The 13,057-nt window shown below is 48.3% G+C and carries 13 protein-coding genes; 9 read left to right on the forward strand and 4 right to left on the reverse strand.

What is annotated here, in order from left to right:
* Positions 1–6: 6 nt before the first annotated feature.
* The 9 genes from paaA to paaX all read left to right on the forward strand — a co-directional run bounded on the left by paaA (position 7) and on the right by paaX (position 6,923).
* On the forward strand, positions 7–963 hold the full coding sequence (paaA, locus tag N288_RS10500; RefSeq protein WP_009790822.1) for a 1,2-phenylacetyl-CoA epoxidase subunit PaaA: 957 nt from the start codon (positions 7–9) through the stop codon (positions 961–963).
* A 15-nt stretch (positions 964–978) separates the two neighbouring features.
* A complete protein-coding gene (gene paaB, locus N288_RS10505) occupies positions 979–1,344 on the forward strand; it encodes a 1,2-phenylacetyl-CoA epoxidase subunit PaaB (RefSeq protein WP_009790823.1) in 366 nt (121 codons plus the stop codon).
* On the forward strand, positions 1,313–2,140 hold the full coding sequence (paaC, locus tag N288_RS10510; protein WP_009790824.1) for a 1,2-phenylacetyl-CoA epoxidase subunit PaaC: 828 nt from the start codon (positions 1,313–1,315) through the stop codon (positions 2,138–2,140). Before paaB ends, paaC begins: the two co-directional genes overlap by 32 nt.
* Before the next feature lie 16 nt (positions 2,141–2,156).
* Positions 2,157–2,657 carry a 1,2-phenylacetyl-CoA epoxidase subunit PaaD gene (gene paaD / locus N288_RS10515; protein ID WP_009790825.1) on the forward strand — a complete coding sequence of 167 codons (501 nt, stop codon included), beginning with the start codon at positions 2,157–2,159 and terminating at the stop codon, positions 2,655–2,657.
* A gap of 37 nt (positions 2,658–2,694) precedes the next feature.
* A complete protein-coding gene (locus tag N288_RS10520) occupies positions 2,695–3,003 on the forward strand; it encodes an EthD family reductase (RefSeq protein ID WP_009790826.1) in 309 nt (102 codons plus the stop codon).
* 13 nt (positions 3,004–3,016) lie between these two features.
* Positions 3,017–3,790 (forward strand): enoyl-CoA hydratase/isomerase family protein, encoded by a 774-nt coding sequence (locus N288_RS10525; RefSeq protein ID WP_009790827.1) that lies wholly within the window; start codon positions 3,017–3,019, stop codon positions 3,788–3,790.
* A gap of 70 nt (positions 3,791–3,860) precedes the next feature.
* Positions 3,861–4,715 carry a 3-hydroxyacyl-CoA dehydrogenase gene (locus N288_RS10530; protein ID WP_009790828.1) on the forward strand — a complete coding sequence of 285 codons (855 nt, stop codon included), beginning with the start codon at positions 3,861–3,863 and terminating at the stop codon, positions 4,713–4,715.
* A 4-nt stretch (positions 4,716–4,719) separates the two neighbouring features.
* Positions 4,720–5,922: a thiolase family protein gene (locus N288_RS10535; RefSeq protein ID WP_022543803.1), complete on the forward strand. Its 1,203-nt coding sequence runs from the start codon at positions 4,720–4,722 to the stop codon at positions 5,920–5,922.
* A gap of 125 nt (positions 5,923–6,047) precedes the next feature.
* Entirely contained in the window at positions 6,048–6,923 is an 876-nt protein-coding gene (gene paaX, locus N288_RS10540; protein ID WP_022543804.1) for a phenylacetic acid degradation operon negative regulatory protein PaaX, read from the forward strand.
* Positions 6,924–7,646: 723 nt separating this feature from the next.
* Here the strand turns inward: paaX and N288_RS10545 are convergent.
* From N288_RS10545 to N288_RS10560, 4 genes are all read right to left on the reverse strand, one after another.
* Positions 7,647–9,158 (reverse strand): glycine betaine uptake BCCT transporter, encoded by a 1,512-nt coding sequence (locus tag N288_RS10545; RefSeq protein ID WP_009790831.1) that lies wholly within the window; start codon positions 9,156–9,158, stop codon positions 7,647–7,649.
* Between the two features lie 184 nt (positions 9,159–9,342).
* A complete protein-coding gene (gene sat, locus N288_RS10550) occupies positions 9,343–10,479 on the reverse strand; it encodes a sulfate adenylyltransferase (RefSeq protein WP_009790833.1) in 1,137 nt (378 codons plus the stop codon).
* A 5-nt stretch (positions 10,480–10,484) separates the two neighbouring features.
* Positions 10,485–11,123 carry an adenylyl-sulfate kinase gene (gene cysC / locus N288_RS10555; protein ID WP_009790834.1) on the reverse strand — a complete coding sequence of 213 codons (639 nt, stop codon included), beginning with the start codon at positions 11,121–11,123 and terminating at the stop codon, positions 10,485–10,487.
* The gene (locus N288_RS10560; RefSeq protein ID WP_022543806.1) at positions 11,114–12,877 is read right to left on the reverse strand and encodes an SLC13 family permease; all 1,764 of its coding nucleotides are present in this window, start codon (positions 12,875–12,877) and stop codon (positions 11,114–11,116) included. Before N288_RS10560 ends, cysC begins: the two co-directional genes overlap by 10 nt.
* Positions 12,878–13,057 lie beyond the last annotated feature (180 nt).

Here is a 13,057-nt window from a genome sequence, read left to right on the forward strand (position 1 = left end):
GACAATATGGCAGGACAGCTGTATTCTTCTTTAACCGAAGAGGAGAAGCTGGGAAACTTCATGCACAGGATTTCTAATGGGGAAAAAATAGAAGCGGATGACTGGATGCCCGATGATTACAGGCTCACACTCATCAAGCTGATCAGCATGCACGGAATAAGCGAAATCATGGGTGCCCTGCCTGAAAAGGAATGGGTCCCTAAAGCGCCGACTCTAAAAAGGAAGCTTGGCATCATGGCCAAGGTCCAGGATGAAATGGGCCACGGACAGCTTTTGCTTCGGGTTGCAGAGGATCTGATGCTGCCGCTTAGCAAAAGCAGGGAACATATAATGGAAGATCTTTTTACAGGGAAGCTCAAATTCCACAATGTCTTTCATATGGAGGCTCCTACATGGGGGGACGCCGGGCTTATAGGCTGGCTGGTCGACGGTGCAGCGATCATCACCCAAACGAATATGCTTGGTTCATCTTATGGACCTTATGCAAGAGCATTAAAACGAATCTGCGCTGAAGAGGTTTTCCATGCCCAGCATGGTGAGGCGATCATCATGGCATTGGCCGAGGGGACAGAAAAGCAGAGAGAAATGGTTCAGGATGCTGTCAATCGCTGGTGGGAAGCATTATTGATGTTTTTCGGCCCGGCAGATGCCCGGGCGACCGGTACGTCCAAGCAGGATATTACGATTAAGTATAAGATCAGGACGAAAACAAATGAAGAGCTGCGGCAGGATTTCTTTTCGAAGTATGTGCCAAGGATCCTTTCACTCGGACTGACCATACCGGATCCGACCCTGGGATACAGTGAAGAAACAGGATGGACATATAAACAGCCTGACTGGAGCCGCTTTAAAGAAATTATCAGCAACAGCGGCCCGAAATCGGCTGAAAGGCTGAGTCTGCGCCGGGATGCCTATCAGTCCTCCCAATGGGTCCGGGATGCACTGAGTGTGCAGGCTAATTAAGAAAGGAGGGAGCATGTGCCTGCTTCTGAATTTTTCAGTGAATACGAAGTGTTCAGCAAAAAAACGGATACGTCACCAATGCAGCATCAATTTTCGCTGATGGCGCCAAATGAAGAGCTTGCCCTTGTTTTTGCACAGGAAAATTTCATGAGAAGAGAGCCGGTTGCTGACATCTGGGTCGTCAAGCGTTCACAGATACGCAAGATGGATCCGGAGGAAAGGCTCACCCTTCAGCGGCTCGATAACAAGGATTACAGGACTGCAAAAGGATACGGATATTTAAAGAAGAAATGGCGCCAGTACGAACAGAATATGCTGGATGAAAAAGAAATTCTTTCTTGGGGAGGGAATGGGAACATTGACAGGCGAACTGAAGGCTGAGCAGCCTGGAAATAAAGCTTCCAGGGCTGCCATTGAACTATTATACCAGCTCGCGGATGATGATTTCATCCTTTCATACCGCGGTTCAGAGTGGCTCGGCCTTGCTCCGCACATCGAAGAGGATGTTGCTTTTTCCTCTATCAGCCAGGACACCATGGGGCATGCCAGTATGTACTATCAGATTCTGGAGGAAATGGGGGAAGGAAGCTCAGATGATCTCGCCCATTTAAGGAAGGCTGAAGAAAGAAGGAACAGCATTCTCGCAGAAAGAGCGAATGGGCCGGGCCATTATCTGCAGAATCCCCAGTATGATTGGGCTTTTGCTGTTGTCCGTAACTTTTTCTATATATACGCAAAGAAAGTGAAAATGGAATCGCTGAAAACTTCCTCCTTTCTTCCGCTCCGGACAGCTGCCGTGAAAATAAGCATGGAGCTTCACTACCATCTTCTTCATTGGAAAACCTGGTTCCTGCAGCTGATGCAGGCCGGCGGGGAGGCGAGGAGGCGCATGGAGGAAGCGGCATCCGGCACTTATACCATGATGGGGGACCTCCTGAACCTGGGCCCGTTCGCAGAAGAAATGCAGGCCGAGGGTCTGATCGCCGGGGAAGAGCAGCTGTTAATAAGCCTGGAAGCAAATCTGTCCTCCGTATTTGAAGCAGCCGGCTCTCTTTTCCCCCGCCAATTCGGGCTTGATTTGGGGAATGGAAGAGAAGGCCAGCATACAAAAGACTTAACAGAAGCTCTGGATACACTTTCTGAAGTGTACAGAAGCGACCCGGCAGCCTGCTGGTGAAAAAGGAAGTGCAGATATGGACAACGCCGGAAACGAGCTCGACCAATCTATTCTTAGAGCATTGAATGTAGTCAAAGACCCGGAAATCCCGGCTGTCTCCATTATTGAACTTGGAATGGTCGAAAGAGTGCAGGTGGAGGAAGAAAGAATATTGATTGAACTCCTGCCTACCTTTCTGGGCTGCCCAGCCCTTGAAATGATTCAAAGCAGCGTTGAAGAACAGCTAAGGTATTTGGATCTCGAACAGTCTGCTGAAGTGCGTTTCATCTATGATCCTCCCTGGACTTCTGACAGGATTTCTGAAAAGGGCAGAACGCATCTGAAAGAATTCGGCATCGCGCCGGCCCCGGAAAGAGTGGAAGAAACCGGAGTGTGGAAGGTGGATTGCCCTTACTGCGGCTCTCCTTACACCTCCCTTGAAAATATATTCGGGCCGACTGCCTGCAGGAGCCTGCTGTACTGCCGTGCATGCAGGAATCCTTTTGAAGCCATGAAGCCGGTATCCAGCCTTTTATAGGCAATAATAAACTTATAGATTGAAAGGATGATAGAAAATGGTAAAACTGATCGCGCTTTACAAACACCCCGAAAATAAGGAAGCCTTCGATGAGCATTATTTTAAGACGCATGCGCCACTTACAGCCAAGATACCAGGGCTTAGGGAAATGAAGGTTACCAGAATCACCGGCAGTCCCATGGGTGGAGAAGGCAAGTATTACCTTATGTGCGAAATGTTTTATGACAGTCATGAAGCACTCAAAGCTGCCATGAAAACGGACGAAGGAAAAGCCTCCGGAAAAGATGCCATGTCATTTGCAGGCGATATCATCACCCTGATGATCGGCGAAGAAACAGAAGAATAAGGGGGCGCGTCCCATGTATCAGACTATCATTTATGAAGCTGAAGGCAAGATTGCCTGGATCAGGCTCAACAGGCCGGAAAAGCTGAACGCTTTTACGGCAGATCTCAACAGTGAAATCGGGCAGGCTTTGCGGGAGGCGGGGTCTGACCCCAGGATAAGAGCGATTGTCATAACCGGTGAAGGCAGGGCTTTCTGTTCAGGGGAGGATCTGGGCAGTGTCAGCGAAAACACAGATCATGGGGAAATTCTGCGGAAAAGGTACAACCCGATGGTCATGGAGCTGTATCATTGTGAAAAGCCTGTCATTGCAGCAGTAAATGGTGTTGCCGCAGGGGCCGGGATGAGCCTGGCGCTCGCCTGCGATTTCCGGCTTGTCTCGGATAAAGCAAGCTTCATTCAGTCTTTTATACATGTCGGCCTTATTCCTGATGCAGGCAATATGTTTTTCCTGCCCAGGCTGATTGGCCAGGCAAAAGCTTTGGAGCTTGCCTTGCTGGGGGAAAAAGTGACCGCTGAAGAGGCTTTGCGGCTGGGACTGGCGACAAGAGTTATCCCTCACGAAAGCTGGGAGGAAGGTGTAAGATTGTTCGCTGATAGAGCAGCCGCCCTCCCGACTGCAGCCGCAGGATTGATTAAAAAACAGCTTAAGGATTGCTGGGAACTGAATCTAAATGACTACCTGGAAGAAGACGCCAAAGGTCAGCGGATGGCCGGGCTGACGAGAGACCATCAGGAAGGTGTTCAGGCTTTTCTCGAGAAAAGGAAGGCAGCTTTTATAGGCATGTAGCACATGCTTACCATTTTGGCACTCGCTCTTGGGTGCTTTTTCTTTTCAATTCACTTACGGGGGGATAAGGATGAAAAAGATAGTGGTCATCGGCTCCGGGGTCATGGGCAGGGGCATTGCCTATGTTAGTGCAGCCAGCGGTTTCCAGACTGTCTTGGTTGATATCAGCGATGCCCAGCTAAAGGATGCTGAAAAAGAAATCTCATCTATTATGCAAAAAGGTGTGCAGAGGGGGAAGATGACAGAAAATGAGGTTTCAAACACTTGGGAGAAGCTGCATTTTTCAGTAAGCCTGGCAAGCAATGCTGCCGAGGCCGATCTCATCATTGAAGCAGTCCCTGAAAGGCTTGATATTAAGAGGAACATATTTGAAGTAATCGATCAGCATGCTTCAGAAGACTGCATTTTTGCTTCAAATACATCGACAATGAGCCCGACGGAAATCGGCTCTTTTACCGGGAGGCCGGACAAAGTGCTGGCCATGCATTTTTTCAACCCGGTCCATAAAATGCCTCTTGTAGAGATTGTCAAAGGGCTTGAGACGAGCGATGAATCTGTGGAATTTATACGCCAGACTGCCGAAGAGATGGGCAAAGAAACCGTCATCATCAATGAATTTCCCGGGTTTGTTACCAGCCGCATCAGCGCCCTCGTCGGCAATGAAGCCTTCTATATGCTGCAGGAAGGGGTAGGGACTGCTGAGGAAATCGATAAAGCAATAAAATTGGGGCTTCATTATCCTATGGGGCCATTTGAACTGGGGGATTTGGTAGGCCTGGATACAAGGCTGAACAATTTGACATATCTTCATGAAAAGCTTGGTGAAAAATACAGGCCTGCACCTCTTCTGGAGCAGTATGTTAAAGCAGGCCGTCTTGGAAGGAAGTCCGGCCGCGGCGTATATGACTATGGGGAAAGGAGATGAGGTGATGAGGGAAGCTGTCATCATTGATGCTGTCCGCACTCCGATCGGCAGGTATAAAGGAAGCCTGAAAGATGTCCGGCCGGATGATCTTGCAGCTGTGGCCATAAAAGGAATGCTGGCCAGGAATCCCCGGGTCCTGCCCGCAGACATTGAGGAAGTTGTATTGGGAAATGCCAATCAGGCTGGCGAAGATAACCGGAATGTCGCCAGGATGGCAGCCCTCCTGGCAGGGCTGCCGGTCGAAACAGCAGGTACGACGGTTAACCGGCTCTGCGGTTCAGGACTTGATGCGGTCAATTATGCAGCAAGAGCGATATTGGCCGGTGAAGGAGATATATTTATTGCAGGGGGGACAGAAAGCATGACAAGGGCTCCCTTTGTCATGGCCAAGCCGGAAAATGAATTCCAGAGGGGGAACAGGCAGCTTTACGACACAACGATCGGCTGGCGTTTTACAAACCCGGCATTGATGGAAATGTATGGAGCAGAGTCGATGCCGGAAACGGCTGAAAATGTAGCAAAGAAATTCGGGTTAACCAGAGAAAGGCAGGACCTTTTTTCATTTGAAAGCCAGATGAAGGCGAAGGCAGCGATGGAGGAGGGAAGGCTGACCGATGAAATCATCCCCGTTGAATTAATAAACAAAGGTGAATCCAAAACCTTCTCGATTGATGAGCATCCGCGCCCGACTACCACCTTTGAAAAGCTGAGCCAGCTGAAGCCCCTGTTTTCCGGAGGCACGATAACGGCAGGAAATTCATCCGGCATCAATGATGGGGCCTCTGTCCTTTTGCTGATGAGTGCGGAAAAAGCGGCTGAGCTTGGTCTTAGCCCGCTTGCCAAATACTCAGCTTCAGCGGTTGCGGGTGTTGAACCTTCTATCATGGGAATCGGCCCTGTGCCGGCAGTTAGAAAGGCTATTGAACGGGCCGGCATTTCAATTGAAGAGGTAGACCTTATTGAATTGAACGAAGCTTTCGCGGCCCAGTCGATTGCCTGCATTGACCAGCTTGGCCTTGATCCTGCCCGCGTTAATGTGAATGGAGGGGCCATCGCCTTTGGCCATCCCCTTGGTGCAAGCGGGGCAAGGATATTGACTTCATTGGTCCATGAAATGAAAAGAAGAAACAGCCGTTATGCCATGGCGGCGATGTGCGTTGGTGTCGGGCAGGGAATCGCAGCCATTCTGGAGCGGTGGGAAGAATAAGAACCAGCTGTTTTAAAAATAAGAATTTTCATGTAATATATAGATATTGCACAAAAGAGGCCGGGCCATCCGTCTCTACAGCAAGGGACAGCATATGGCAGAGGGAAAGAAAAGGATGAAGAGCTTTGAATACAAGATCGATGATTTTTACATTGTATGGAGATTATATCTCACACTACGGAAGCAAAATCTGGATAGGCAGCCTGATCAGGCTTTTAAGTGAATTCGGCCATAATGACCAGTCGGTGAGGGCTGCAATTTCCAGAATGAATAAGCAAGGATGGGTGCAAGCCGAAAAGGCTGGCAATAAGAGCTATTATTCTTTGACCGATCGGGGCCAGAAAAGAATAGAAGAAGCGGGAAAGCGGATCTTCAAGCTTAAGCCTGAAGAGTGGGACGGCAAATGGCGCATGCTTATGTATACGATACCGGAAGAGATCAGATCTGTCAGGGATGAACTGAGAAAAGAGCTGGTCTGGAGCGGATTCGGCTCTTTTTCCAGCAGCTGCTGGATTTCTGCAAACAATCTGGAAAAGCAGGTTTCCGACTTGATTGATAAATATAAAATTGAAGATTATGTTGATTTCTTCATCGCTGAATATGAAGGCCCCCATGAGAACAGCAGGATTGTGGCGAAAAGCTGGGACCTGGACGAAATCAATGGGAAATACCAGAGCTTCATTAGTGAATACAGCGAGAAATATATTATCGCCAAAAGCAGGATCCAGAAAGGTCTTATGACAGATGCCGACTGTTTTGTAGAGAGGACGGGGCTTGTCCATGAATATAGGAAATTTCTTTTCGTCGATCCGGGCCTTCCCGCGGAGCTTCTTCCGGTTCAGTGGCTCGGGGCCCATGCAGCCTCCTTGTTCAGCGATTATTATAAAGAACTGGCAGAACCGGCATCCCGTTTCTTTGAAGCTGTATTTAAAGACGGCAATGAGATCGGGAGCAGGGAAGATGGTTATGACGTTTTGGATCATCCTTATATCCTTGAATGAAAAGAAGAGACCCGCAAAGGTCTCTTTTTTTTGCTCTTTTCGTAAAGAATGGTGCTTTTCATAGTAAGGAATGATTTTCATAAAGGGTAAAAAAACAGGAAGTCTTATCCTTATTTGAGTGACCTGTAAGCCTTAAAATAAACGGAGAATTTCCCGTTAAGCTACTGAATATGACCCAGGCAGACGTAAATAAGCGGAAAATTTCCGGTTAATCGGAGCAAAGTTGCCTTTTTTCCTGTTTTTTGAGTCGATAGCCGTAATTTCTCCGTCTATTTTAGCTATTATTTGCGTCTTTTTGAAAATAGGGGGAAATTTTCCACTTATTTTTCAGCCAGTCACTAAACCCCCTCATGCAGGCGCTGCCACAGAACGTAGCGCCTTTTGCCTGCGTTCCTTAATTCTGAGCAAGCCGCTTCCGCTTTTCATTGTCCAGCTCCGGGCGCTAGCCCCTCGAGTCTTAAGCCAAGCAAATTAAAGAACAACCTTCCAATCTGCTTGTCTTAAGCTTGTCGGGGCTGAGCAAGCGCCCTCCGCTTTTCATTGTCCAGCTCCAGCGGCTAGAGCCTCGAGTCATAAGCCACGCAAGAATTAAAGGCAAAGAACGCCTTTTATTCTTGCGCGTCTTATGCTGGGCCCGCAGGACGCGGGTCATGCAGGCGCTGCCACAGGACGTGGCGCCTTTAGCCTGCGTTCCTTAATTCTGGGCAAGCGCCTTCCGCCTTTCTACTGCTTCCGTCTTTTTATCTGACCGATCCCCAGTTCTTTGGATTCCTTATACAATGCTTTGATAAGGGATATGGTCATGAGGGCCATGATGATTGAGAACGGGAGAGCGGCGACAATCATGGTATTCTGAAGTGCCTGCAGCCCGCCGCTGTACAGGAGTACAAGAGAAATGACGGCAAGCAGGATGCCCCACGTAAGTTTAATTCTGTTGCCGGGCGTATGGGACCCGTTTGTTGTCATCATGCCAAGGACATAGGTGCCGGAGTCAGCTGACGTAATGAAAAATGTACTGACAAGAATGATGGCAATGATGGAAAGGACCATTCCAAGCGGAAAGTTTGAGAATACAGCGAAAAGGGTTTCCTCGGTTGCCAGTCCGGAAATTGAAATATTCTTCACATGCTCAAGATACATGGCCGAGCCGCCGAATGTGGAAAACCACAGAAACCCGATGACAGTCGGCACGAGAAGGACGCCAAATACAAACTCCCTAATACTGCGTCCCTTGGAGACGCGGGCAATGAATATGCCGACGAAAGGCGACCAGGCAATCCACCAGGCCCAATAAAAGATTGTCCATCCATTAATCCACTCACGTGAGTCAGGATCCAATGGAGCAATCCGGAAGCTCATCTGAAGGAGAGACTGCAGATAAGTCCCGATTGTATTGGTGAACAGGTTCAGGATGAACAGGGTAGGGCCAATGAAAAACATGAGAACGAATAAGACCAGGGCCAGTCCCATGTTGGCATTGCTGAGAATTTTGATGCCTTTTCCAAGTCCCGACCAGGCGGAAATCATGAAAAGCACTGTCACGATGGATATGATGATCAGCTGCACAACAAAATTGGAAGGGATGTCAAAAAGGAAGGACAGGCCTCCGTTTATCTGGACAGCTCCAAAGCCAAGGGTGGTGGCTACACCAATCACGGTAGCAAGGACAGCGATAACATCGATGACCTTGCCCAGCGGGCCTTTAACGGCATCGCCGAAGATAGGCTTCAGGGTTGCGCTGATCAGTCCGGGTTCGCCATGCCTGAAGTTAAAATAGGCAAGTACAAGTGCGACAATCCCATAAATAGCCCAGGCGTGGATTCCCCAATGGAAGTAGGTAAACCTCATAGAATCTTTCAATGCTTCCGCAGTGCCGGTCTCTCCGGTTGGCGAGCTGACAGCATAATGGGAAAGAGGTTCGGCCGCTCCCCAGAAGACCAATCCGATACCCATCCCTGCGCTGAACAGCATGGCAAGCCAGGTAACCCTTGAAAACTCAGGCTTGTCCTCAGGTTTTCCAAGCTTCAGCCTGCCGATCGGGCTGATCAGGAAGTAGAGGCAGACAATGACCAGCAGTGTAACCAGAATAAGATAATACCATCCGAAAGCGTTGCTGATGAAGTCCTGGAGTCCGGCAGTTACACTTTCAAGCTGATTTGGTGCAAAAATGCCAACAAGTACAAGTACAAGTAATAATAGTACGGATATGTAGAATACCGCGAGTTTTTGCTTCAAAATTTATTCTCCCTTCTTTCGCAGATAACAGGCCTTCTTCATCAGTCGAGCATATGTATATTGTTTTCGAACGCTGATGGATTATGTAATAAAGAAAGGCCCGTATCTAAAGTATTTTAGCAAAGCCCCCTGAAAAATAAAAGGAAGGGGGCTTCTTCAGCAGCTGAAGGCATATACGCCAGCTTCATTTCCTCATACCCTCCGAGAGTATGGCAAAAACCTCCGGACGGCTGAACTTGGAAGGAAGGGGCTGACCTTTCCTCAGCATTTCCCTCACCTTTGTCCCTGAAAGGTGGAGATGATGCTCTGGGCCGTGCGGACAGGTTTTGGCTGAAGCCATCTGATCGCAGGTTTTGCAGTAAAAGCTGTGTTCAAACGGCATGATGATGATTCCCAGCTCTTCTTCGGTAAACTGCAGGAAGATATTTTGAGCATCATAAGTCCCATAATAATTGCCGACACCGGCATGATCCCTTCCTACAATAAAATGTGTGCAGCCATAGTTTTTACGGACTATTGCATGAAAAATGGCCTCCCGCGGCCCCGCATATCTCATGCTCGCCGGAAATACGGCGAGTATAGCCCTGTCTGAAGGATAATAGTTGTCAAGAAGGACTTTGTAGCTTTTCATCCTCACATCTGCTGGGATATCATCTTTTTTCGTTTCTCCGACAAGGGGGTGCAGCAGCAGTCCATCAGTCATTTCCATGGCTGTTTTCTGGATGTGTTCGTGCGCCCGGTGAACAGGGTTCCGGGTCTGGAAGCCGGCTGTTGAGTTCCAGCCTTTACTGTGTATCTTTTCTCTCAATTCTGCAGGGGTGAATAGGTACTCTGCCCATTCCGGATCAGCAGGTGGGAATTTTACAAGGGTAACCTGGCCGGCCAAATAGACATCACCTCGCTCAAAAAGCTTCTGAACCCCCGGATGATGCCGGTCATCAGTCTGGAATACTTTTATTGCTTCCTCTCGTTTATCAGGCCGGTAGATTTCACTGAGCTCTATAAGACCATAGGTGCTTCCCTTAAATGTAAGCCGTAGAAAATCTCCTGGGGAAAGAGAGGAAGCCATTGCTTCATGAATCGTTAAAGTGATGGGAAGGCTCCAGACTGTACCGTCGGCCAATCTCATCTTTTCAAGAACAGAGCAATAGTCTACTTTAGTCATAAAGCCATTCAGCGGGCTATACGCTCCAGTAGCGATCAAAACAAGGTCGGATAAAGCTGCCTCATCCAATTCTGCTTCCTTTTCAATTTCCTCCCAGCTTCTCTTCAAATCGACTTTGTTGATCAGTGTTCCACCGTGAGGTATGCTGCAGGGCATTCTTTTCACTCCTCTTTAAAAGTCTTCAGTTCATAAACATCATCTAAATACTTCATTACGGATTGAACGCATTCTTCCAAAGAATGCTTTCCTGTATGCAAAATGATCTCAGGCTTCTCGGGCTTTTCATAGGGATCGTCGATGCCGGTAAATCCTTTGATTTCGCCATTTCTGACTTTTTTGTACAGTCCTTTAGGATCCCTCTTTTCGCATTCTTCTACAGGGCAGTCAATATAAATCTCAATGAATTCCCCTTCATCCATCAGTTCCCTGGCCATCTTTCTGTCTGCTTTATAGGGAGAGATGAGCGATGCAAGCACGACAAAGCCTGCATCTGAGAAGAGTTTTGCCATTTCGGCAGTCCTCCTGATATTCTCCTTCCGGTCTTCCTGGCTGAACGATAAATTTCCATTGATGCCGTGGCGCAGATTATCTCCATCCAGCAAATAGGCCTGGATTCCCCGTTTGAAAAGCATTGCCTGGACCGCGTTTGCAATCGTTGATTTTCCTGATCCTGACAGCCCGGTAAACCAAAGGACAGCACTTTTATGCTCATTTTGCTTTTGCCGGAGACTTTTGGTTATGGCTGAGCAGTGCCAGGTAATATGTTTCTCTTTCAAAGGAACACTCCTTTCTAAAGCCATCTAATATAAAGCATGGTAATGGCGGCTGCCATTGAAATGAAGCTTAAAGGCAGTCCGACTCTCATATAATCCGTAAATCTGTATCCGCCGGGACCGTATACAAGAAGATTGGTCTGATAGCCGATAGGGGTTAAAAAACTGCATGAAGCGGCAACGGCAGTAAGCATGGCAAACATAGCCGGATCTATCTGCAGGCTTTCTGCCATCGTGTAGCCGATCGGGAACATCAGGGACGCTGTAGCCAAATTATTCAGGATTTCGGTCATGAGCATTGTAAGCAAATAATAGATGCAAATAATGCCAAGCAAGCTCAGCTCATCCTGCCATTTAAGGAGAAATGAAGCGGCCTGTGATGCAAGGCCGGTTGATTCAATTGCTTTTCCGAGGCCGATGGAGCTTCCCATCAAGATAATGATCCGCCAATTCACTGCTTTCAGTGCCTCTGAAAAAGACAGTGTACCTGTTGCAATGATAAGCGCGGCTGCAAGGAGAGCCAGATGATAAATGGGTGCAGCCTGAATAAGCGAGCATATGATAAAGCCTGCAAGGATCAGCGATACTGAGAGCTTCTGCCTCCGGCTGTTTTTAGCTGCAGCTGAGGAGGAGATAAAATAAAAATCGTCGCTGCCCGCCCATATTTCGCCAAAACCCTGCCTTGCCAGGAGGATGAAGGTATCTCCCGGGGCAGCTGTCAGGCTGCCAAAGCCGCTGGAGATGAGTTCTCCCTTTCTTTTCACACCCACAATGACAGCCTGGTACCTTGAACGGAAATGGATATCCTTGATTCTTTTATTGACGAGAAAGGAACCAGGGGGAATTCCCACTTCAAATAATCCGCTCCCTTTCCGTTCAGAGTGGGAAGAGGGTCCGGCCGGCCAGGGCTTAAGCCCTAGAAGATGAACGGAAGGGAGCGCTTTTTGGGGATCTCCTGAAAACACCAGAAGATCCCCAGCCTGAACCACTTCATCATTGGCGGCTGGAGTTTTAACTTTGTCACCTCGGATGATCTCAATCAGGAATAAATGGTTTAGATTCCGCAGTAAAGCTTCTGTCACCGTTTTTCCGGCCAGAGGGGAGTCTTTAAGCACTTCATAATAATGAATATGAAGATGCTCTTCTTCTTCAAACAATTGGATGTTATGCGACCTGTCGGGAAGAAGGCGGTGTCCGAAGACAATCATATAGAGAATGCCAGCTGCAGCTATAGGAACCCCGATGACGGAAAAAGAAAACAAATGGAATCCTTCCCCGCCTCTCTCAATCATGAGCCCGTTAACCAATAAGTTTGTAGAAGTGCCTATCAGTGTAATGGTCCCTCCGAGAATGGAAGCATATGAAAGTGGGATCAGCACCTTTGAAGGCTGGATCCTGTTCTCAATTGCCCACTTTTGCAGAAAAGGAAGAAAAAGAGTCACCAATGGAGTGTTATTAATGAAAGCCGAGGCAGTGCTTACCGGCACCATGATACGAAACAATGCTCCGGGTACAGTCCTGCTCCTGCTGAGAAATCTGCCGGCAGCATCCTGTATCAGCCCGCTTTTTGAGACGGCAGCTCCTGCTATAAATAAGAGGGCTACGGTATGGACGCTTGTGTTGGAAAAGCCGGATAAAGCCTCACCGGCGGGCAGGATGCCGCTGACAATCAAGAGGGCGAGGGTTGAAAAAACGGTCATTTCAGCAGGCAGCCATTCTTTGACAAGGACAAAGAACATGATGGCCAGCAATACACAAAGAACAGCAGCGGAAAAGGGCATCGGCAATTCTCCTTGAAATCATGAGTTTTAATATTTTATGAGAGTATATCAGGATTGTACATGGCAGGAACCTAGCAGGAGCATCTTCTTCTGCAGTCATGTTCATTGCCTTAGTCATGGAGGGCGTATGCCCCCTGAATCAAATTGATAGAGATGCCTAGAACCAACAAACTATACAAG

The sequence above is a fragment of the Bacillus infantis NRRL B-14911 genome, from assembly GCF_000473245.1.
Taxonomy (GTDB): domain Bacteria; phylum Bacillota; class Bacilli; order Bacillales; family Cytobacillaceae; genus Bacillus_AB; species Bacillus_AB infantis.

Bases quoted from the DNA above. Each gene is read 5' to 3' on its own strand.
- paaA (WP_009790822.1), top strand. From the start codon at position 7: ATGGCAGGACAGCTGTATTCTTCTTTAACCGAAGAGGAGAAGCTGGGA.
- paaC (WP_009790824.1), top strand. From the start codon at position 1,313: ATGGGAACATTGACAGGCGAACTGAAGGCTGAGCAGCCTGGAAATAAA.
- paaD (WP_009790825.1), top strand. From the start codon at position 2,157: ATGGACAACGCCGGAAACGAGCTCGACCAATCTATTCTTAGAGCATTG.
- N288_RS10520 (WP_009790826.1), top strand. From the start codon at position 2,695: ATGGTAAAACTGATCGCGCTTTACAAACACCCCGAAAATAAGGAAGCC.
- N288_RS10525 (WP_009790827.1), top strand. From the start codon at position 3,017: ATGTATCAGACTATCATTTATGAAGCTGAAGGCAAGATTGCCTGGATC.
- N288_RS10530 (WP_009790828.1), top strand. From the start codon at position 3,861: ATGAAAAAGATAGTGGTCATCGGCTCCGGGGTCATGGGCAGGGGCATT.
- N288_RS10535 (WP_022543803.1), top strand. From the start codon at position 4,720: ATGAGGGAAGCTGTCATCATTGATGCTGTCCGCACTCCGATCGGCAGG.
- sat (WP_009790833.1), bottom strand. From the start codon at position 10,479: ATGCCCTGCAGCATACCTCACGGTGGAACACTGATCAACAAAGTCGAT.
- cysC (WP_009790834.1), bottom strand. From the start codon at position 11,123: ATGGCTTTAGAAAGGAGTGTTCCTTTGAAAGAGAAACATATTACCTGG.
- N288_RS10560 (WP_022543806.1), bottom strand. From the start codon at position 12,877: ATGCCCTTTTCCGCTGCTGTTCTTTGTGTATTGCTGGCCATCATGTTC.